General features: G+C 47.7%; 19 protein-coding genes. 6 read left to right on the top strand and 13 right to left on the bottom strand.

Annotated features, from left to right (window positions below):
- Positions 1 to 71: 71 nt before the first annotated feature.
- The 6 genes from AC4E8D_RS13220 to AC4E8D_RS13195 form a co-directional block, all read right to left on the bottom strand.
- Complete coding sequence (locus AC4E8D_RS13220) at positions 72 to 1,187, bottom strand: rhamnogalacturonan acetylesterase (protein ID WP_339185387.1); 1,116 nt, start codon at positions 1,185 to 1,187, stop codon at positions 72 to 74.
- A 256-nt stretch (positions 1,188 to 1,443) separates the two neighbouring features.
- Positions 1,444 to 2,463 carry a dienelactone hydrolase family protein gene (locus AC4E8D_RS13215; RefSeq protein WP_339184483.1) on the bottom strand — a complete coding sequence of 340 codons (1,020 nt, stop codon included), beginning with the start codon at positions 2,461 to 2,463 and terminating at the stop codon, positions 1,444 to 1,446.
- 191 nt (positions 2,464 to 2,654) lie between these two features.
- Positions 2,655 to 4,901 carry an MMPL family transporter gene (locus AC4E8D_RS13210; protein ID WP_449004440.1) on the bottom strand — a complete coding sequence of 749 codons (2,247 nt, stop codon included), beginning with the start codon at positions 4,899 to 4,901 and terminating at the stop codon, positions 2,655 to 2,657.
- Positions 4,902 to 5,015: 114 nt separating this feature from the next.
- A complete protein-coding gene (locus tag AC4E8D_RS13205) occupies positions 5,016 to 6,170 on the bottom strand; it encodes a type III polyketide synthase (protein ID WP_490206302.1) in 1,155 nt (384 codons plus the stop codon).
- Positions 6,171 to 6,399: 229 nt separating this feature from the next.
- Positions 6,400 to 7,020: a flavin reductase family protein gene (locus tag AC4E8D_RS13200; RefSeq protein ID WP_221824905.1), complete on the bottom strand. Its 621-nt coding sequence runs from the start codon at positions 7,018 to 7,020 to the stop codon at positions 6,400 to 6,402.
- A 166-nt stretch (positions 7,021 to 7,186) separates the two neighbouring features.
- Positions 7,187 to 8,185 (bottom strand): ABC transporter substrate-binding protein, encoded by a 999-nt coding sequence (locus AC4E8D_RS13195; RefSeq protein WP_221824906.1) that lies wholly within the window; start codon positions 8,183 to 8,185, stop codon positions 7,187 to 7,189.
- A 261-nt stretch (positions 8,186 to 8,446) separates the two neighbouring features.
- On the opposite strand from AC4E8D_RS13195, the gene AC4E8D_RS13190 reads away from it, so the two are divergent.
- The gene (locus tag AC4E8D_RS13190) at positions 8,447 to 9,055 is read left to right on the top strand and encodes a hypothetical protein (protein ID WP_221824908.1); all 609 of its coding nucleotides are present in this window, start codon (positions 8,447 to 8,449) and stop codon (positions 9,053 to 9,055) included.
- A gap of 150 nt (positions 9,056 to 9,205) precedes the next feature.
- Here AC4E8D_RS13190 and AC4E8D_RS13185 read toward each other — a convergent pair whose 3' ends face one another.
- Both AC4E8D_RS13185 and AC4E8D_RS13180 read right to left on the bottom strand, forming a co-directional pair.
- On the bottom strand, positions 9,206 to 10,429 hold the full coding sequence (locus AC4E8D_RS13185; RefSeq protein ID WP_221824909.1) for a multidrug effflux MFS transporter: 1,224 nt from the start codon (positions 10,427 to 10,429) through the stop codon (positions 9,206 to 9,208).
- A gap of 6 nt (positions 10,430 to 10,435) precedes the next feature.
- On the bottom strand, positions 10,436 to 11,179 hold the full coding sequence (locus AC4E8D_RS13180; protein ID WP_036608962.1) for a GTP pyrophosphokinase: 744 nt from the start codon (positions 11,177 to 11,179) through the stop codon (positions 10,436 to 10,438).
- Between the two features lie 245 nt (positions 11,180 to 11,424).
- On the opposite strand from AC4E8D_RS13180, the gene AC4E8D_RS13175 reads away from it, so the two are divergent.
- Positions 11,425 to 12,303: an alpha/beta hydrolase family protein gene (locus AC4E8D_RS13175; protein WP_221824910.1), complete on the top strand. Its 879-nt coding sequence runs from the start codon at positions 11,425 to 11,427 to the stop codon at positions 12,301 to 12,303.
- Between the two features lie 85 nt (positions 12,304 to 12,388).
- The gene (locus AC4E8D_RS13170) at positions 12,389 to 13,105 is read left to right on the top strand and encodes a YoaK family protein (protein ID WP_221824911.1); all 717 of its coding nucleotides are present in this window, start codon (positions 12,389 to 12,391) and stop codon (positions 13,103 to 13,105) included.
- A 125-nt stretch (positions 13,106 to 13,230) separates the two neighbouring features.
- Here the strand turns inward: AC4E8D_RS13170 and AC4E8D_RS13165 are convergent, their stop codons facing one another.
- On the bottom strand, positions 13,231 to 14,127 hold the full coding sequence (locus tag AC4E8D_RS13165; protein WP_237175686.1) for a LysR family transcriptional regulator: 897 nt from the start codon (positions 14,125 to 14,127) through the stop codon (positions 13,231 to 13,233).
- 138 nt (positions 14,128 to 14,265) lie between these two features.
- Between AC4E8D_RS13165 and AC4E8D_RS13160 the strand changes: the two genes are divergently transcribed.
- The 3 genes from AC4E8D_RS13160 to AC4E8D_RS13150 all read left to right on the top strand — a co-directional run bounded on the left by AC4E8D_RS13160 (position 14,266) and on the right by AC4E8D_RS13150 (position 17,622).
- Positions 14,266 to 14,970: an O-methyltransferase gene (locus AC4E8D_RS13160; protein WP_221824913.1), complete on the top strand. Its 705-nt coding sequence runs from the start codon at positions 14,266 to 14,268 to the stop codon at positions 14,968 to 14,970.
- A gap of 77 nt (positions 14,971 to 15,047) precedes the next feature.
- Positions 15,048 to 16,358: an MFS transporter gene (locus AC4E8D_RS13155; RefSeq protein ID WP_490206301.1), complete on the top strand. Its 1,311-nt coding sequence runs from the start codon at positions 15,048 to 15,050 to the stop codon at positions 16,356 to 16,358.
- Positions 16,359 to 16,506: 148 nt separating this feature from the next.
- Complete coding sequence (locus AC4E8D_RS13150; protein WP_260633021.1) at positions 16,507 to 17,622, top strand: AbrB family transcriptional regulator; 1,116 nt, start codon at positions 16,507 to 16,509, stop codon at positions 17,620 to 17,622.
- A 129-nt stretch (positions 17,623 to 17,751) separates the two neighbouring features.
- Here AC4E8D_RS13150 and AC4E8D_RS13145 read toward each other — a convergent pair whose 3' ends face one another.
- The 4 genes from AC4E8D_RS13145 to treP form a co-directional block, all read right to left on the bottom strand.
- Positions 17,752 to 17,955: a hypothetical protein gene (locus AC4E8D_RS13145; RefSeq protein ID WP_490206300.1), complete on the bottom strand. Its 204-nt coding sequence runs from the start codon at positions 17,953 to 17,955 to the stop codon at positions 17,752 to 17,754.
- Positions 17,956 to 18,032: 77 nt separating this feature from the next.
- Positions 18,033 to 18,296: a YkgJ family cysteine cluster protein gene (locus tag AC4E8D_RS13140; RefSeq protein ID WP_221824916.1), complete on the bottom strand. Its 264-nt coding sequence runs from the start codon at positions 18,294 to 18,296 to the stop codon at positions 18,033 to 18,035.
- Positions 18,297 to 18,518: 222 nt separating this feature from the next.
- Positions 18,519 to 19,367: a chemotaxis protein gene (locus tag AC4E8D_RS13135; protein ID WP_221824917.1), complete on the bottom strand. Its 849-nt coding sequence runs from the start codon at positions 19,365 to 19,367 to the stop codon at positions 18,519 to 18,521.
- A gap of 226 nt (positions 19,368 to 19,593) precedes the next feature.
- Positions 19,594 to 21,612 (bottom strand): PTS system trehalose-specific EIIBC component, encoded by a 2,019-nt coding sequence (gene treP, locus AC4E8D_RS13130; protein WP_221824919.1) that lies wholly within the window; start codon positions 21,610 to 21,612, stop codon positions 19,594 to 19,596.
- Positions 21,613 to 21,616 lie beyond the last annotated feature (4 nt).

Genomic DNA, 21,616 nt, shown 5'->3' with positions numbered 1-21,616 from the left:
GGGGTATTTTTTTTATTTTGCATACACGGATCCTATCAGCCGTGATTATGCAGACTGTTTAAGTAGTAAAGTCAGAATCCATTCAGTCCCTGTCTTCTCAGATCCGCAGCCACAATACGTGCAAGCTCCGCAGCCCCTTGACGATTCGGATGCAGACTATCCCCTGTCATATACAGAGCAAGTGTTGCAGCAGGACCAATAGACGTGAAATAGGCAGAACTCAGCTTGTTCAGTTCAACAAGGGTGACTCCCTCTTCCTGAGCAAGTGCACGTGTGGATTGATTGTACCAGCGGTTCTCCGCTTGATGTACATTGGCTGTATTAAAGTCTGTTGCCCGGCCCTGAGGCGTGGAGAGGATCACCGTTGCTCCTTTGTTCTTCGCCTGACGCACCATATCCCGCATAATTTCCTTGAACTGTGCCTCCGTTGTATTATTCTTGGCATTGGTATCGTTAATTCCGAATTGCAAAATAAAATAATCTCCCGGCTTGATATACTTCAGAATCGCTTCCATCTGACCATCATCGCGGAAACCTCTCGCAAATTGACCACTTGCCGCCATATTTCGAACCTGGAAGGTGGAATTGTTCACATAGGACGGAAACAGCTGTCCCCAACCTCCTTGTACACTGCTACCCAGCGGATAGTAATTGCAGACTGTTGAGTCACCACCAATGTAGATTGTGCGGTTGGTAACGGTCTGATTGGATAACTTCCGGATTTCAAGTGCACTAAGTGTGAAGGCGGTGCCTGTCTTTCCTTCCGTAACCAGGAGGTTTAATTGCCCGTCAGTCACCGGAACTTGAAATTGGTCCGTTGCCCCGTTGCCCGTCATATTAATAATCTGGTACACACCTTCTGCAGCTACACTCGCTCTGGAGGTGTTACCCAGGATCACTTTAACTTCATATAGGCCATTGGACAGATTCACATTGAAGGTATTGGTGCTCTTGGTGCCGTAAGTCAGAAACTGCACAGCGTCACTCTTAACCCCGCTTCCTGAGGCAGACACATTCCTCATCTGTGCAGGTGTGTTGAAGCCATAACCTTTCGTAGGCGTATAGGCATCTCCTGCGGACACGCCTGTGTAACCGCTCTCAACAGCACCCGAACCAAAATCAAATCTGTAATTGTCCGTTGCCGCTTCGGCGACTTGCCCTCCACTGCTTCCCAAACCGATGCCCATTGTACTCGCAAACAGAACAAAACAGAGCAGAAGCTTTACTGATATTGACCATTTCATCACTGAATTCTCCTCTCGAATATACTACGAAGACAGAATAACCTTCCAATCGCTGTTATCCCAGATTTTTCGATTTCCTTTTCTCAAGGGAAAATCCGGTGATAAAGGCGAACGCTTCGCTTTTTCAGGTTTTTTCTATCTTCTCCGTTATCGTGTAAATGATTAGTTCAACTTATATAGATGGTAATAAGCCTCAGCTTCACAGCACTTGATCAAGCCAGTCATAAGCCTTCGCACCGCTAATCTCATGTCCACCTGTAAAGAAATCCGCATCCAGTGATTCTGATGCTCCCGCCTGCTCATATATGTGTGTCAAACGGGCATACGCCTCTCTCGCTGCATGGATTGGGAACACCTGATCATCACTTCCGGCTTCAACAAAAAGTGGCCTAGGCACAATCAGGCCGATGAGATCCGGCAACTCCGCTTCACGCAGGATACCTGGCACATAGTTGTCCAGACAATGGTTCCGATCCAGTATGCTGCCCTGGAATGTACTTGCATAACCACTTACTACAGTTGCCCTGAACCGTTCATCCAACGCGGCTGTAAATGCGGTCACCAACCCACCACCCGAGATACCCATGCTTCCAATTCGCTCCGAATCCACTTCTGGCCGGGTCAATACATAATCCAATACACGTGTTGTTTCATACACCCTATGACCGGCGAGGGTCTTCCCCACCATGAGCAGATGCGCAGCAATCTTCGTGCAGGAGCTTACCCCTGGTGGCGCATCGCGGTCCTCTTCCAATCTTCGATCACCAAATCCGAGCAGCTCTGGAGCCGCAACCACATATCCACGCTTCACAAGAGCTACTGCAAAGTCCTTGTGTAATCCGGGCTCTCCTGTCCGTGGCGATCCATCCGGTTCCATGCCCGATATCTCTCGGCTACCGTAGCCATGCCCATGACAAGCAACAATAGCAGGTCTCTTTGTATCAGTAACGCTTCCATCACCCGGAATTAATAAATATACAGGCATGCGAAGTCCTGCATAGGTCGTGATTTCAATCCGCTCCCGAATATATCCGTCACATGTAATGCGCTCCAGTAAGACAGGATTCAGTGTGGCCGCCATCGTTGGAAAACCGCCCAGCCGCTCTTTCACACGAGTACGTAACTGACTGCACCATAACTCCAGGGGTTGATCTGCATGATACGCGGAACGACCACGAAGATTCGTTTGTTGTTGTAGATAGGCTTCAATATCAGACATGGGCCTGTGTCCCTCCTGTTTTTCATAAGATAACGTAGATAAAAGACTGTTGTATGGAATTAATCCCATCCATTATAGAACATCTAGGTCACCCATGAATTGAACATGTTTGCCTGTTTTGAATGGAATCACATGATTTCTAGCCAAAAAAAGGATATCTCCAACCTGAAGACAGGTTACGGAAATACCCTTCATTTCGTCTGACCTGGCAGCCACCAGTTCCACCTGCCCATTAATTTCATCAATGCTGGTACCAGTATTAGACGGATTAATGTAACGTCAATCAACACCGCTGCCGTGATTCCGATCCCTAACTGCCTCACACCTGCAACTTCGGCAAAAGCAAACGGCACGGTCACCGCAAGCAGAATTGCCGCTGCGGAGGTAACCAGACGGCCAGTGGAAGCCAATCCCTGTTGGACAGCCACATCACTGTCTCCGGTTCGTCTATACACTTCCTGAATACGGCTCAGCATAAACACACCATAATCCATGGATATGCCAAACACCAGTCCTGCAATGAATACAGGAATCATAATGGCAATAGCTGACGGCTCCATACCTAGATGTCCTTCATTGAACACCCACACCAATATGCCAAATGAAGCGGCTAAGCTGAGCAGATTCATCACAATTGCCTTGATTGGAATGAGCATCGATCGGAATGCCGCCAGTAACACAAGATAATTGGTGACCACTACAAATACCAGCACTTTGGGCAGTTGACTTGTGACTTCCTGCATTATTTCATACTGCTTGGCAGCTTCCCCACCATAACGTAGTTTTACGTTGTTGGAACCTGGTGCATGATCGCTATTCCTCATTTGTTCCAGCCAGTCTGCGACCTGCTCCGACCCGGGCTCCCCGTACACGTTGGCTATCAACCGTATGGAGTGATCAGAGACCGTTGAACGCAGCCATGCCGTCCTTGCTGACTCCTTGCCTTCTATGGAAGGAGTTAATGCCGACGGTGGAATTTGAAAAAGGCTTTGCGAGCCAGTTTGATTCGGCTGTAATAGGCCCCATGGTGAAACAATGCTCAATACGCCTGAGTCCTGCAGTAGTTGACGGGCTTTATTGTGGGCCAAATGCCAGTGAGAGGCAGTCAACAGTTCCTGCTGTCCGCCAATCACGATCTCGATGGCGGAGGTATTCTTTTGCCCCAAATCATGTTGCAACTGCTCTGCTGCCTGGCGGGAGTCCATTCTCTCTGGCAGTGAAGAGGCATCCGGGACGGACAGTTCCAGCCGGGTTACTGGATAAACACACAGGAGAAGCACAACCGTACCTCCAATGGCCATACTGACGGGTCGTTTCATGACCATTGCTGACCATCGATGCCAGACCGAGCGTCTGGGTAACCAATGGACTAACTTTCGCCTGAATACCCGATCCGCAGACAGTGACAGGAGAGCTGGCAGCAGCGTAACATTTAACAGTAGCGACAGGAGCAGAACAATAATGGCCCCCAAGGAGACACTTAGAAACATCGGCAGTCTGATCCAGAGCAGACCCAGCAGCCCAAGGAGCACGCAAGCTGCCGAGAACAACACTGCTCTGCCTGCTGTACGCAATGTTCGCTGAAGAATCTCACTCCGCAAAACCTCGCTCTGCATATCCAGGCTGCTACCCGTAACGTTAGCTTTGCCTTCATCTTCGTAGACGTGCTGAAGTTCTTCCCTGTACCTGCTCAGGATGATCAGGGCAAAGTCTATACTCAGTGCCATGCCCACCATGGGAATCACATTAATGATAAAGTTGGACAATTCCAGATGATAACCAAGGAGTGACGTAACTCCCATAGCGGTAATTACAGCACTGATCCCCATCATGACAGCAATCAACGCGGCATATAGCCCCCTGAATGCAAAACACAAAATGACCAGGGCAATCGGCAGTCCCACCATCTCTGCCCGTTCCAGATCACGAAAGCTCAGATGATTGACATCCTGCTGGACGACTGCCTTTCCCGTCAATCGCACCGTACCTGGACCGTCTGTTGCCAGTACGGCGCGCAACTGCTCCAGCGGAGGACCCATCTGATGCGCGAGCACATCCATTTTCACAAGGGCATATGCCCTTTGGTCTTGAAGCGTTAACCTTTCGCTAGCATCCAGAGGGGACGTGATAGAGGTTACTGCAGGCAGCACTTGGACCTGTGTCAAACGATCCTTGATCCACTGCCGGAACTGTAACGGTGAGGTATTTTCCTTTTTCTCAAAAACCAGAATAACCGGATCAGCAGGAGATCCGAATTCGTCCTCCAGAACAAGTTCAACCGCTTGCGCATCCCCGTGAACCCGTTTTAAGCCGTGATCCTGAACAATGTCAGGTAACTTCCACGCCCAGACCGCTGACATCCCGATGATAAATACCCAGCAGAGAATAATGAACCGCGGATATCGGCTGATGAAGGCAGCAAGTCTGCGATAACCCATACCTTAGCTCCTCTGCGATCAGATTAGTCATTCGATTATATTCATTGGCAAGGGTAAGATCATAAGCACGTTCATACACTTGCGGTGTATATCTCCTTCACTCGGGTTCGTGAACTATTGAATGCCATGATTCACAGGTGTTCTGTTCGCTATGGGGGCAGGGATGTATGTAAAAGGAAGTAACTCTGCTGTTAATCCCGGGCCAAAGGCCAGCGCTATCCCACTGGAATGCTCTTCCTTCTGTCTGTAATCCTCGCGGATCGCTTGAAGAACAAAAAGAATCGTCACGGACGACAGGTTGCCATAATCCCGCAGGATGTTTCGGCTGTAGGAGACCTGCTCATCTGTCAACTGATACAGCTTCTGAATGGCATCCACGATGCCTCTGCCTCCCGGATGGATCGCCCATATTTCCGGTAAACCGCTCCCCTCCAGCAACCGTTCTACCTCTGGACCGAGATGCAAACCAAGCAGCTTCGGAATCTGTGGTGACAGGTAGAGATCAAAGCCTGTATTGCCCACTTCCCAGATCATTTCTTCTGCACAATCCGGGAGTAGCGTTGAGTGCCCTCGGCCCAGTCGAAAACATTCATTGCGGTCTGTTCCGGATGCACCAATAACACAGGCAGAGGCTCCGTCTCCGAAAAACGATGCGGCATACAGGTCGTCCCGTTTGGCAGATGGCTGAAAGTGAAGTGTGCATAGTTCCACACACACGATGAGAACCGTAGCTTTCTGATCTGTCGTTACGATTGAATTCGCCAGTTGGATCGCCTTCAGACCGGCTGCACATCCTTGAAACACCAGTGGAATCCGGTTGATCTGCGGTGACAATTCAAGCTGCTGGATCAGCCGAACATCAAGTCCGGGCAGGAATTGCCCCGTGCAACTCACCGTAATGAGATGTGTAATTTCCGAGGAGATTACGTCTGCATCCTGAAGGGCCTGTCCGGCCGCCTCCAGACCAAGTGGAACAGCAGCGGCTTTGTATTTGCCCATACGCTCGGATGTAGTCGGAACCTCACCCGCATTGGTAAAGGGTAAATATCGACAAGAATCAACAGGCTCAAGCAGATTCGGTTCACACGTATAACGAGTCTCCACACCGCACTGATTAAAGATCCGTTTGGCCCACCTTCTCGCATCCGGCTCATGTTCCAGCGCTTGCGCGAGACGGGCAGACACATCCTTTTGCTCAATACGGTGGGCAGGCCATGCCGTTCCTATTCCCATAATACTTGCCCCAGTATTTGCCTCAAGCTGGTTCATCGGCTTAACCCCCTTATAGTACGTGTTCAAAAGCAGGCTTTTTAAACAACCTATATATAAAATAGGTTCATATGACATGCAGGATATAGTACAAGTCTATTCACTCCCTGTCCTGTTTATGTTCATATTAACAAGCAAAGGCGGACAACATATGCGAGTTTCGCACGTGCTGTCCGCCTTTGCTTCCGGATTGAACCCATTCATATATTACAAATTCGGTCTGTAAGAACTATTCAGGTCGAATTATCGTGAATCTCTCCCCAAGCTTGGCATAATCATTACCCGCCAGTCGGCTGACTGGTTTCAAATGATCCATCAGGATATAGCCCTTATCAGGATTATAGACTTGTTCGCTGAAATGATACTGTACAATACGTACCAGCAGCAAGTCGCTCGCGGGTTTGCCCTCATCATTCGTGATGGGAATGTGTTGATACAGCTCACACTCCATCCGAATGAGTGCTTCCTGAATTCCTGGCACAGCAACCTTGGTACTTGGCACTGTAGTAAGTTTTGTCCGCTCAAGCTCACTTTCGTGGGGTTCCAGTATGGCTGCTGTTTCATTGACTTCTGTTATGATTGCTTCATCACAGATATGCACGACCAGTTCTTGATGAGCAAGCACATTACGTGCAGTATCTTTCATGATACCGTCTTTACGTGCAATGGATATGGATAACAGCGGCGGGTCCGAACTAACCACATTAAAGAAACTAAACGGCGCCGCATTAATTACACCATTCTCATCTGAACGAGTCGTCACAAAAGCAATTGGACGTGGTACCACCGAACCACTCATCAGTTTATAATTGTCTCTTCCCGTTATTTCACGTGGATCCAATGTATACATATGTAAATATCCCCTTCCATGCTCGTGTAACAAGTGTCAATTTCACTTCAGGACACGATAACACACTCATATTTATTATATAACGTAAAATGCTGAATTAACAAAAAAACTCCCTGGTGCGATTGCACCAGGAAGTAGGAACATGTTTTTTCATACCGACTATTTCTTATTTAACAATGCTGTTCTGAATGTCTTCCATAATTTGAAGGTTCGCTTGAACTCCGCTGTACAACCAGCTACTGGACCGGGTGAATTCAAAGACATTACCTGTCTTTACAGCAGGAATGCTCTGCCATACGGCATCTTTCAGCGCTTCTGAGCCTGCTCCCTTGTCACTGTTCACCAGGAATAGATAGTCTGCGTCCATTTCCGCGATCTTCTCCAATGAAATCTCAGACCAGTTACCCGTTGCCTTCGCAGATGCTTCCTTCACAACATTAGGCTCTGCAAGTCCAAGTTCGTTGTACATCACTTCACCACTGGAAACATTGTTGCTTACAACATAAAACTTGTTATTGAACAACCACAACGCTGCGGCCGACTTTGTTCCTCCAGTAACAGCAGTTACTTTTTCTTTGATTTCCTTTGCCTTGGCATCATAATCGTCAAGCGCCTTCTGCGCTACATCCGATTTGTTCAGAAGCTCGCCGATCTTGAGCAGAGCCTGACGCGAGTCCTTGTTGACCTCATCTCCGAGTACATAAGTAGGGGCAATTTTGTTGTACTGTTCGTATTTCTCCCCTTCAACTGTACTTTCAGAACCCATAATAATCAGGTCTGGTGAGAAACTGGCCATGGCTTCAAAAGGTAGATCACTTGCAATACCAGGTATGCCATTCAGATCGGTTTGCAGATAATCCTGCAAACCACTGCCGTTGTTGATGGCCCATTGTGCTGCTGGCTTAACACCGAGTGTAACAAGATGGTCTTCCAGATAAGAGGCGATGATGCGCTCCGGATTAGCCGGGATGGTAACCTCGTGTCCCATTGCATCTGTTAATGTGCGCTCTGTAGCGGATTCTGTTTGTGTCTCTGTCTCCGTTGTTGTATCGCTCTCTCCTGCTGCTCCATTCTCTGCCGTTTTTGTACCACACGCGGCCAACCAGATGGACATAACCATCACCGTAATCAGAAGCATGATCATCTTTCTATTTTTCTTAAGCAATTTGTTAACCCCTCTCATTTCATTATAAAAACCTTATTCGGCGTTATTGTGACAGATTTTAATGTTCAAAAATATTGATACATATAATATCCGTATGTACATTTGTCCGATTTCATTGACAATGATAATTGTTATCAGTTCAATTGTCAATCCGATTATGCGACGAGTTGATCATATAAAATCTTCTGACGGCACTCACATATAGGCAGATGCCGCCATATGCTGAATGCAGAATACGACGACAGGAAGGATGTTCTGTACATGTATTACGAATATAACCCTTATCTAAGTTATGGAGAAGACCGTTCCTTTCAATTGCCTCCACTGTTCCCAGGAGGTGGCGGTGGCGGCACCCCGGGTGGTACGACGTTTCCGGGTATTCCTGGCGGTCAAGGCTCCTATCCTCCATACATTCCAGGCGGAGTACCCGGTCCGTATATCCCCGGAGGCATTCCAGGTACAATCCCGGGTACAGCACCGGGTGTACCTACGCAACTGACTCAAGGAAACCTGCCCACCCTGCTTAGTGCCTATCCTCGTCCGGTAGGTCAGCCTCCGGCAGAGATGCTTTTTCTGTATAACCTGATCAAAAGCAGCCCGGGTCTGCTTCCGCTCTTCCTCCAGCAACAGCCGCAAAACCTCACTCAAGCTGTGCAATTTGCACAGACTGGTGCAGCGGCACCACGAGATAACGAAGAACGTGCGCTGCCCAACTTTTGTTATAACCGGTGGTCCCTTGTCTTCACATACAATGATGTCTACCTGATGTGGCCTGCGATTAATCTGTTTGGTTTTGTGGTGGGGTACTTCTATCCATTCCTCACGCCAGGTATACTGTCCAATACACAGATTTTGTTTGCGCTCTGCTAAACCTGTCCTTACCTACAGCAAGAGCCTCATTTGGAAGCATGATTCCTTCCAAATAAGGCTCTTTTTCGTTCTTTTAACCCAAAGTCACTTTACACTATTAAGACTCCATAAACGCAAGGTTGTGCAGAATCAGTGCATTTAACTCAATACTTAATTGTTCTGGCGCTTCCTACCTCTACTGACCATTAGGAAATAAATCACCAAGGCACCGAGATCAGCACACGCAATAACGATTCCCATTGGCACAGCTGTTCCTTCTCCCCCAAGACCTACGAGGGGAGCGACAATACCTCCGAACAGGAACGTCATCACACCAATAAGTGCAGACGCACTGCCTGCCGATTTCTCCTGATTGGCCATCGCCAAGGCAAAGGACGCAGTATTGACCAACCCAACACTGGATACCACCAGAAATAACGGAATCAGCACAGAGATCAGATTACCTCCGGCCAGAATGGCGATGAGCAGTGAAGTTCCTCCGAGCGCCGCGATTAGCAGCCCCGCGATTAACAGCCGGGTTTCAGATACCTTACCTGCAAGTCTGCCAGCAACCTGACTGGCCAGAATAATGCCAAGTCCGTTAATGGCGAAGCAGACACTGAACATTTGCGGGGATACCCCGTATATTTTCTGAAGCACAAACGGCGAACCGGATATGTAGGCAAACATGCCAGCCGCTACGAAACCCTGGGTCAACGCATAACCCATAAACTGACGATCCCCTGCGATTTGGCGAAACGTAATTAATGTCTGCTTCAATCCTCCGCTTGATCTGCGGTTGGAAGGTAATGTCTCTCCAAGACCGAAAATGACAGCCAACAGCGTCAGTATACCGATGAGGCTAAGCAAAATAAATACGCCGCGCCACGACGTATACGTCAACAATTGTCCACCAATGATTGGTGCAGCAATCGGGGCTACGCCATTTATCAGCATTAACAGAGAGAAGAACCGTGTCAGTTCCGGGCCCGAATATACGTCTCTGACGATTGCGCGCGAGATGACAATCCCTGCCGCTCCAGCTACACCCTGAATGAACCGCAGCACAACAAAAGAGCCCATCGTGGGGCTGACCAGGCATAGTATGGAGGCTATCGTATAGAGCACAAGCCCTGCAATGAGCGGTGTTCGCCGACCACGTACATCACTTAGAGGTCCGGCAAGCAACTGTCCAACTGCAAGTCCAATCATACACGCCGTCAGACTGAGTTGAGCATACGAAGTAGATGAACCAAACTCATCAGCCAGCGTGGGCAATGCGGGTAAATACATATCCAGGGACAACGGCCCGAAGGCCGACAATGTCCCCAGAATTAAAGCCATCCGTACACGAGATGTGGAGTTTGTGTTCAATGAAGCTGTTGTACTTCTCATCAAATACTACTCCCCGCTACCCAACAGCTTGAGCAAGTTAGACGGCAGTGTGAACTGCTGATTGTTAATAATAATACGGCGCAGTTCTTCTTCATCCCGCTCGTTATCGGCGTCCTTAATCTCCTGTATTTCCCGGTGAAGTCGCTCCATCTGTTGATCCAGCGCATTTGCCGAATCTGCCGCACTCTTTAACTCTCTCGTCAAATGCTCGGGAACATCCTTATTGTATTTATAAAAAATCTTATGCTCCAGACTCGCCCAGAAATCCATCGCAATTGTACGGATCTGGATCTCCACGCATGCTCGTTCCTCACCATTGGACATATACACAGGCACTTCCACCAGAAGGTGAAGGCTTTGGTAGCCGTTTGGCTTTGGATTCTCGATGTAGTCTTTGACCTCCAGTACACGCAGATCACTCTGGTTGCACAGCATATCCTTAATGCGGTAGATGTCCGATATAAAGGAACATGTAATCCGTACCCCAGCAATATCCTTGATATTTTGCTTGATGCTCTCAAACGTTAACTCATGATTTTTGCGGAACATCTTGTTCATAATGCTCTCAGGTGATTTCAGTCTGGACTTTGTATGCTCAATTGGACTGTAATCATGCAAAGACTGGAATTCTTCCTTCAGGACTTCAATCTTGGTCTCCATTTGATCCAGAGCAAATTTATAGATCATCATAAATCTGGTAATTTCATATTTGAATTTCTTGAATTGATCGATTGGATGTGGAGCGTTCATCATGGCTTTCTCCCTTTCTTTCTGCACACTAAAATTAGTTTTATGAATATGAGAACAAGCGGTCAATCCACAGGTCTCCTGAACCATTATAAATCATATGGAGCCAATAAACGAATTTCTCACATTTGGGCTGGCGATTCAGCCTGGAAGGTATGGGAACTTATTTTACGCGCATCCTATAGAAACATCCCTGTCATTTGGCCCGCAATTATTAATAAAAGAGGTGGATTTTCCTGCTCTATCAAGTGACGTATTCATCCGATACACTTCGGGTTAAAGCTTATTTATACCTGCCACAAGGTTGTTCATTACCTGATATCACGACATATGAAACTTCTCATTCCGGCTCTGTTTCCTCTGCCTTTCCGGAATTCGCTTCCATACATACATCTCTACATTTGCAACCACTCGCCAGCCACTACCCTTCTGCCAGAATGCATGATATCGCTCACACACAGGAACAGTGGCCTGTGCTGATCTATTGTCGCGGCGGACTTGGCAGCTATGGCGGGGTAAATACCGTTTGGCTTGAGCAATTTGTACATAAAGGTTATATCGTGTTCGCTCCATCCTATCGTGGCAACGAAGGAGGTGAAGGTCGTGACGAGTATGGCGGGAAAGATGCCGAAGATGTGCATGCCGCTTACCGGTTGATGAAACGATTACCTTTTGTCGATCCGACTCGGATATCGTTAATGGGTTTCTCCCGTGGAGCCATTAATGCTGTACATACCGCAACTGCCTATAATGAGGGACTGGACAGAGTACATAAGTTAGTTCTTTGGAGCGGTGTCGCCGATGTGGAACGCACTTACCATGAGCGAACCGACCTGAGGCGCACATTGAAACGGGTGCTGGGTGGCTCCCCACGCGCAGTTCCGGAAGCTTATCTCGCCCGTTCTCCCTTGTCAAAAGCGAACAAACTATCTTGTCCCGTGCTAATCATGCATGGCACATCGGATACACAGGTGAATTACAGTCATGGCACCCGAATGTATCACTGGCTTAAACGCCGAGGTGCGGATGTCACATTTCACGCCTACGGCGGGCAGGATCATCATTTTCACGAGAAAATACATCAGTCAGCAGTGAACAATATGTTTGATTGGCTCGCTGCACCTTAAGTCTTGCGCTATGAATTCATTTTGAAGAAGCATGGGTTATGGCTGTATACTGGAGGGGCTACGTTTTTTTGAAAGGACGGATAGGATGAATCAAAGCACCCTCCAAAAATACGCCATGCTGCTTCTATGCATGTCTGCCGGAATGGTGGATCTGATCGGATATCTGGGACTGGGGCATGTGCTCACAGCCAATATGACGGGAAATATTGTACTGCTCGGTATTGCCATTGCCCGTGCTCAGGAATTTGTCGTGCTGCGGTCACTGCTTGCTCTCATTGGTTTTATTACTGGCAATGCCATTGCAGCACATATGGTTGGACCTGTGCAGACCAAAAATGGCTGGTCTTCTAAGGTCACAGCTGTATTTACTGTTGAAAGCATATTGCTCCTACTGTTCGCGATCGCCATGATTAGTCCATTTTCAGAACAACTGTCCTATCTGTTAATTGTCATCCTAGCCGTTGCAATGGGGATGCAAACAACTGCGGCACGCCGCATTGGCATTGCTGGCATCTCAACAACCGTGCTCACCAATAATTTGGCCGCTGTGGTCGAGGATACCGTGAACATTCTCAAAAAGCTGCGACATGCCAATATCCGATCGTTAACCAAAGCCTTGTTTACAGACTCCTACCTTCGTGCAGGTGCTGTTGTCATCTATTTGATCGGCGTCATTGCAGCCGCATTGTTATTCCACCGTGTGCCCATGATTGCAGTCTGGATTCCTGTCCTGATCATTGGCGGCGTAACCCTATACGCCCGATTACATGCATGGGGAACTTCACAACAAAGCGAAAGTTAATAAAAGTTAATAGTAGAAGAAGCAATCTGTCCATTCAAGAGGCTGTGCAAAAATCCACTTTAGGATACTGAAAACTGGTCTTTTGGAACATGGACTTTAAGTTATTTTAAGTACAATCACGCTATTTATTTCATCAAAGCAGCTTCTTGGCGGATAAGCTTGACCAGATGCTGTGCAGCAGGTGATAGTACCTCCCCGGCTCGTGTACATACGGCAACCGTATTTCTCAGCTGTACACCTCGAACGTACACACGTGCCAGCCTGCCTTGCTGCACATCCTCGTTCACAACCAAAGAAGATATAAAGTTGGCCCCATAACCTGCCTTCACCGCACTAATCGTTTCGTTCAGCCCGTTGAACTGAAGCGCAATGCGGGGAGCGGCCAGGTTATTTGTTGTGCAAAGGGAAACGAGTCGCTCACGCGTGGCACTGCCTTCTTCGCGCATAATGAACGGTTCTGCCATCATCTCATGCAGCTCGATTTCTTTTCCCGCATACGGATGGTCAGGGTGCACAACAAACCACATCTCATCGTCAAACAATTCATCCCATTGGACACCTGCATGTGTAATTCCACTTCCACCATACACTGCAATCTCTGCCTCATAACGAAGTAATTGGTCAAAAGCCATCCGGGTGTTGGTTGTGCTCACAACAATCTCCACATCCTCATGCATTTGCTTGAACCGCGCAATCCAGCCAGGCAGCAGAAAATTCGAAGGCAAGTAGGTTGCCGTAAGACGGATCAGTCCTTTCTTGCCCTCCCGAAAATCCTGCACAAAATTCTCGACATCCTGCTCCAGCATGAACAGACGTTCCGCATAACCTGTTAACTGTATCCCCGCATCCGTAAGCACCAGTCTTCTTCCCTCCGAAACAAAAAGCTGGATTCCCAATTCACGTTCAAACTTCTTCACCTGAGAAGATACCGCAGGTTGACTAATATTTAGTTCCTCTGCCGCACGAGTGACCCCGCCATATCTCACGATGGCATGAAATAATCGTAATCCATGCAGATTCATGTTTACACCTCTTCCACGTCAAATACATAATCTAAAGTTATATTATCATACATAATATATATTTTATTTATATATCTACTCCATTTATAGTTGAAATATGAAATCCAATACAAGGAACAAGGAAAGGAACATGTGAAGATGAAGAATATTAATACAACCGAACTACAGAATACCTGGACTCAAGTCGACGACTACATGAATAATCTGCTGATTCCATCAGATTCCCTGCTGGAACATACACTGCAAAGCAATGCCGAAGCTGGACTCCCTGCTCATGACGTAACACCAAATCAAGGAAAGTTACTTCAACTCCTGCTTCAAATCCAAGGCGCATCCCGTGTACTTGAAATCGGCACATTGGGTGGATACAGTACCATCTGGATGGCAAGAGCGCTGCCTGAACACGGACGCATCGTCTCACTGGAATCAGAATGGCACCATGCAGACTTGGCCCGAGCCAATCTCACACGAGCAGGGCTGATGCACAAGGTTGACCTTAGAGTTGGTCCTGCCCTAATCACCCTTCCCGATGTTCAGGAAGAATACAGAGAACCGTTTGATATGATCTTCATCGATGCTGACAAACCGAGTAATCCCGATTATCTGAGATGGGCCCTGCGACTGACTCGGCCGGGGAGTCTTATTATTGGTGATAATATCGTCAGGGACGGTGAAGTGATCCGCACAGACAGCACAGACCCCAGAGTTCAAGGCGTTCGATCATTCCTGCAGTTGATCTCGGATCACCCTCGGCTTGAAGCTACAGCACTGCAAACGGTTGGTAGCAAAGGTTACGATGGATTCGTCATTGCTCGTGTGATTGATGCCCCTGAACCAAAATAAACAGTGGTCAATTCTTCCGCAAATTCCCCTTTCCTGTTAAACTGGAATCACTGCACAGGCAGACTGGGGGGAACCACTTGAGAGTTTTGCAACATATTAATGATGAAATTCGCGGCTGGTCCCGCAATATTCAACTGTTTTTCCTGGCTAGCATTCTGTATCAGATCGGAAATGGCATGTTCTCTGTCTTGTACAATCTGTACATTCAGGGTCTGGGCTATAATGATACAATGAACGGCCAGATTGTAAGTATTCAATCACTCGCAACAGCCATTATGTTTGTTCCTATCGGTCTATGCGGTGATCTGTTCAGCCGCAAGCGATTACTCATTACCGGGGCGTTATTCAGCGGAATCTTTCTGATCGGACGCTCCTTCGATTATTCGGCTACAGGACTGATCTGGTTCGCGGTATTCTCTGGCCTTTTCGCTGGGGTGTTCCAAGTACTAGCCATTCCTTATCTGGCGGAAAACGTCAAGAAAAGCCAGCGGCTGAAGATGTTCAGTTATTATTCATCTCTTGTGCTCGCTTCCCAAGTGCTTGGTAGCCTGGGTGGCGGTGTATTCGCAGATTTGTTACATACGGCAGGACTCGCCAAAGTGACCGGATTGCAGACGGTTTTATTTGTCGGTGGTGCAGCAACACTAGCTGCATTTATACCGCTGTTATTTGTAACCGAAGGCAAGGCTGCTCCGCAGACAACAATCCCGGCGCAACCCGTTCTTCAACCCAATGCGGATCTAAAAGAAAGTTCAACGAATACCCCAAGCACGGACGATTCGATCACGAAGAAAAAAGATTCCCGACTGATTGGTCAGTTTATAGTGACTCAGTTGTTAATTGGATTAGGTTCCGGACTGGTTGTACCGTATCTGAATCTGTATTTCACCAATCGGTTCTCGGTTTCTCTGAGCGGCATGAGCTTACTGATTGCACTTGGTCAGATTATGACGATTGTATCCATGCTGATTGGTCCTACCCTGGCCGCAAAGGTCGGAAGCGTAAGAGCCGTTGTCATTTTCCAGGTCATGTCGCTGCCCTTCCTTCTATTAACAGGCTTCACCAATCTGTTGTTCATCGCTTCGCTCAGTTTCTTATTCAGACAAGCATTGATGAACGCAGCCAATCCCATTCATTCAGCCATACTGGTGGATCGGATCTCGGACAAACGCCGCGGCATTGCCAATTCATTGATGCAGACCTCGTTCATGATTGGTTGGGCGACCATGGGACCTGTTCAATCCTATCTGGTCACCACGTACGGAACGTATTGGGGTTACGCGATCACTTTCAGCATCACAGGCTGTCTATACGTTATTTCATCACTGATGTACTATGTAATGTTCAGAGAACCCAAAACATCCGCTACGGCTCTCGCAGGATCTTAATGAGTTGAACAGTAGTAGCCTGGTTATTCCGCAGATAACGCAACGTATCCCATCATCAGGAGTGATCACACATGAACATGAATCCTTCATTAAACCTGAATGCATACCTGAATCTCATACCACCTCATTCAACCGGTAGGCTAAACGGATGGAACTGATGCGCAAGCTTGGTTCCCACGTTGTCTTTCGGTTTTTTCTTAGTCTGGGTGTCTCTGTTCTTGGCGGATTGCTGTTCACAGTCATTCATACACCGATCCCGTGGTTGCTCGGGCCAATGGTATTTATGCTGCTTGGCTCCCAAGTCGCCAAATGGCCGCTCATGTGGCCTGCCTCCATTCGGGACTATGGCATTCTGATTGTTGGTTATTCGATCGGACTCACCTTAACAAAAGAGGCCCTGCACGGCATTTTGCAACAACTTCCCATGATGCTTCTGATGACCTTGCTGTTAATCGGATTGTGTGTAATTACGGCCTACATCGCTTCAAAGATAACCGACTTTGACTTCCCCTCCCTGCTGGTTGGCAGCATTCCAGGAGGACTGTCCCAGATGGTGTCCCTTGCAGAAGAGATGAAATCCATCAATCTGACGCTAGTTACCTTTTTGCAGGTGACTCGGCTGATCATGATTATCTTCTGTGTTCCGTTCCTGCTGTTCAGTCCGTGGATTGGAGGTATCGCAGGTGGTGGTTCAGGTCATCCGTTCATTGACGTAGCGACGTGGGGTTCCCTTTTCCCCGAGATTCTTGTCTATGCTCCGCTCTGTGTAGCTGGTGCATGGGTTGCACGCAAACTCCGATTTCCGACGGCCTTTATGCTGGGTCCCATGATTGTCATGTGTGTCGTTCAATTAAGTACAACGATGCACACGCCAAGTCTGCCAACCTCTCTCTTAAACGTATCGCAATTGATGATTGGCAGCCACGTTGGACTGATGCTCAAGCCGGAACAGTTGCAACGCAAGACACAGACAGTCACGCTAGCGGTGATGAGTAGTGTACTGCTCATTGTTGGTGCGCTTGGATTGAGTTATCTATTAATGAATGTGTTCTCCCTCTCCGCGGCAACCTCACTACTCAGTATGGCCCCTGGCGGGATGGATCAGATGAGTATCATGGCACATGAAGTCAATGCCGATCTTTCGGTTGTATCCGGATATCAATTGTTCCGCATCCTGTTTATCTTTTTCATCGTCTCTTCCTTACTGAAGATGATTCTTGTACATATGTTAAAAGAAAAGAAAGCAGAGCCCTCACTTCAATGATCATATTTCGCCCCGATTCCATGACAAAGAGAGTATCCATTTGATGTCACATCCTGCGGGTACTCTCTTTTATTTGTACAGACTCATCTTCAACATTTGGCCTCATTCAATTTTAAGCATAATGATGTCTTATGAATAAATTCGGTTGTACATCCAGCCTACAATGCCCACCGTAACCAATGTTGCCCCAATAATAAATGCATAATAGCCAATCTTACTTTTAGACTCCGAAGTCTGATGGTCATAATAATCCGAGTTACGTCGGTAAAACCCCATCCATGACTCTCCGATCATATTCACTACAACCAATACAAAACGTTTAACAAGCCCCATTGTATTCGCGTCTCCTCTCTCTAATCAACCTTCTTCCCTATTAAGTATAATTATCCCAATTCATTAAAACAACCCACTCATATTACCTTCGGTGCGGTTTCATGCTCCAACCAGGTTAGAATATCAAAGGCTTCCTGATCGGTGCTACCACACATCTCTTTCTCAGCTTGCAATCCACTGCATACCGCAGGACGATCTTTTTGGCCAAAAATTCCGCAGCGATTATCATCGGTAAGCTGCACACAACGTACACCTGCCGGCTTGCCATGAGCCATGCCCGGTATCGGTGATGATATTGAAATCGCGATACAACATGCGGCACAGCCTGTCCTGCATTCCATACATATTCCCTCCTAATTTTAATACTTATAGTACTGACAATACGTGTTCAAAAAGACCGGTTTTCAATACCAAGAAGATGGGATGAAGATAGAAATGGAGTAGCGGAGCGTAGATAGAGCTACGTGAGCAACGGACATTTCGGCTGAATTCCATATTCGATGCTGATGATGCCATTAGGCATCCTTCGTAATCAAAAGCGGACTTTTTGAACTACCTCTTAATTATGAACGATTTATCCAGGTCCAGGTTCGAGCCAGTCCCTGAGCAATTCTCCGATTCATACTTCGATTGGAAAAATACCCCCCATGACTTAGCGGATTCCAACTCATAGCCACGCCGCCAGAGTTCACTTCAATGTCTTCTTTGACCGCTTTCTCATAAGCGGGATCAATGGGGCGTAATGGATAACCCAGAATATCATCCCGATCGTAGAAGTTCACCCACTCCCCTTCCAGCCCAGCATAGTACTGATTCACATGGGAAGAGGGCACCTGAATTGGGCAACTAAAGTCATGGTAACGCAAACTCCATAAGGGCAGGGTTGTACCAAAGGAGTAAAAATGGGTCAGCGTATCCCCCCGCTCCAGAGCCGAGTTCACATCCACAACCTCAGGCACACGACTGGACGGATATTGCAGATCGTAGAAGAAGTTACTGGCGATTACTGCACCCAAACTATGGGCAACCACACAGAGCGGAGCTTCCGGTCCATTACGCTGTGCAAGGGTATGCATCGCCTGATTCAACGTTCGATGTACGGCATCGTAGTTATGGCCTTGATTTTCCACCGGTTGATAAGCAACCGCATCAGCCAGGTAGTGGATGACAAATCGGCGCAACGCCTGAAAGTTCAATCCCGGAGAGCTGACGAGCTGTTGAAAGAGCGCCTCTTCCCGCTCCTCAAATACATCCGCCCAATATACAGGTTCGATATCGAGCATCTGTTTGGAGGCTCCAGGCAAGACCATCACCTTGTCCAATTCCTTATGCAAACAAGCAATCAGCTTGTCCGCGTACCCATCCTTCCGCATACCCAGCCCATGAATGACCATCACCGCAATCCGTGTCATGGCTCTCCTCCTCATCGATCTAGGAACTCTTTCTCCACCATATGAATTCCACGACTCGAACATGCCTGAAGCTTGCTTTGTCAGAAGAACCTTTCCAACCACCATTATTTTAAAAATGTGATTCTTCCATTTTATATACAGTTTACCATGATCGCCATGAAAATAACGATCTCACAACAAAAAAGGAGCTGCACATCACGCAGCCCCTTCTTGTTGTTGTATTCAATTAACCTTTCAGATGAACCTTCAACACACCATTTTGATTAGATGTAACATCACCTGTCGTGACTTCCACCCATTCAACCATATCCTGACCATCTGGAATGATAATCGGGGTAATCAGCGGGTATCCCGCATCTTCAATTACCTTACGATCAAACTCCAACAGCTTTTGTCCAGCCTTTACATGCTCGCCAGCTTCCACATGCATGTTGAAGCCTTCACCCTTGAGGGATACGGTATTAATCCCGACATGGATCAGAACCTGTAATCCACTCGCGTGTTCAAGAATCACCGCATGTTTACTTTTGATCACATGAGCTACCTGAGCATCAAACGGGGCAACAACAACGTTGCCGGAAGGCTCAATTGCTACACCCTCACCCATCTGTTTCTCGGCAAAAGCCGGATCTGGTACTTGCTCCAGTGATACGGCCTGGCCTGTTAATGGCGCCATGATTTCCAGTGTATTCACGGCTTCGTCTCCTACTTGAGCTGCACTACGTGTGCGCTGGTTTGGATCTGTTTTTGCAGTTGAAGAGGTAACACCCGAAGCAGACTGCGATGTAGCCGCTTTAGGCTCAGCAACGGTTTCATTGCTTGCACTACGATCTTCTTTTCTCAGTTTGGCTCTGCCAAAAAGGACTGTCAGTACAAATGGTACAACCAGGACAATCGCCATGCCGATGAAGAAGACACCCCATTTGTTAGGGAAAATCGACAGGAATCCAGGTACACCACCTACACCGATGGAGGTTGCCTGAACATTATTCATCGTCAGCAGCACACCACCAATCGCGGAACCGATCATACCAAAGATAAACGGATAACGGTAACGGATGTTAACACCAAAGATCGCCGGCTCGGTTACCCCGAGGAAGGCCGATACCGAGGACGTTGCCGCAAGTCCTCTCATTTTCTTCTCACGCAGGACAAGCATCATCGCAAGTGCCGCCGAACCCTGTGCGATATTGGACAATGCCAGCATCGGCCACAGGAACGTACCGCCCTGACTACCAATGAGCTGAACATCCACCGCGAGGAACGTGTGATGCATACCGGTGATAACGAGCAAAGCGTACAGACCACCGTAGATCAGACCACCCAGCGCCGCGTATGAATCGTATACATAGATCAAGCCGGATGTAATTGCATTTGCAATAGCAAATGTAACCGGTCCAATAATCGTAAATGCCAGGAATCCGGTAATCAGCAACGTAACTGGTGCAACGACCAGCAGTTTGATCGAATCATGTACCCTTTTGTTCAGGAAAATTTCCATCTTTGCAAGCAGATAGGCCGATACCAGTACTGGCAGAACCTGCCCTTGATAACCGATCTTCTCAATCTCCCAACCGAACAGATTCCATGTTGGCACCGTGCCATTATTCACAGCATCAGCGTAACCATATGCACTCAGCAGATCGGGATGTACCAAAATGAGACCCAGCACGATCCCGAGCAGCGGACTGCCTCCAAACCTTTTTACAGCTGCCCAACCAATTAGAGCCGGCAGGAACGTGAAGGCTGTACTGGCAATCGTATTAATAATGGACGCAAGATCCTTCCAGGCTGGATAAACATCCACCAATGATTTTCCATCAAAGAAAATGCCTGGACCTGTAAGAATATTGTTAATCCCGAGCAAAAGACCTGCCGTAATGATTGCAGGCAAGATCGGAATGAAAATATCCGAGAGTGTTTTAATCGCTCGCTGAATTGGATTTTGCTTTTTACCAGCAACCGCCTTCACATCATCCTTGGAAGAACGATCTCCCCCGGTAATCTGAATCATCTCATCATAGACTTTATCCACCAGACCAGGCCCAATAACGACCTGGAATTGTCCTTGGGAAGAGAACTGACCTTTAACCAGATCATTCTGATCCAGACTTTCAGTATCCACTTTACTCTCATCGTACAAGGCAAACCGGAGTCGTGTAACACAGTGCGTTGCAGCTTCAATATTCTCTTTGCCACCGACTGCCCGGACGATCTCCTCAACCTGTTTTTTATCGATTGCCATAGTG

Source organism: Paenibacillus sp. SRL342, assembly GCF_984798905.1.
Note: the sequence above shows the minus strand (reverse complement) of the source record. Positions and strands in the feature narration are given on the sequence as shown.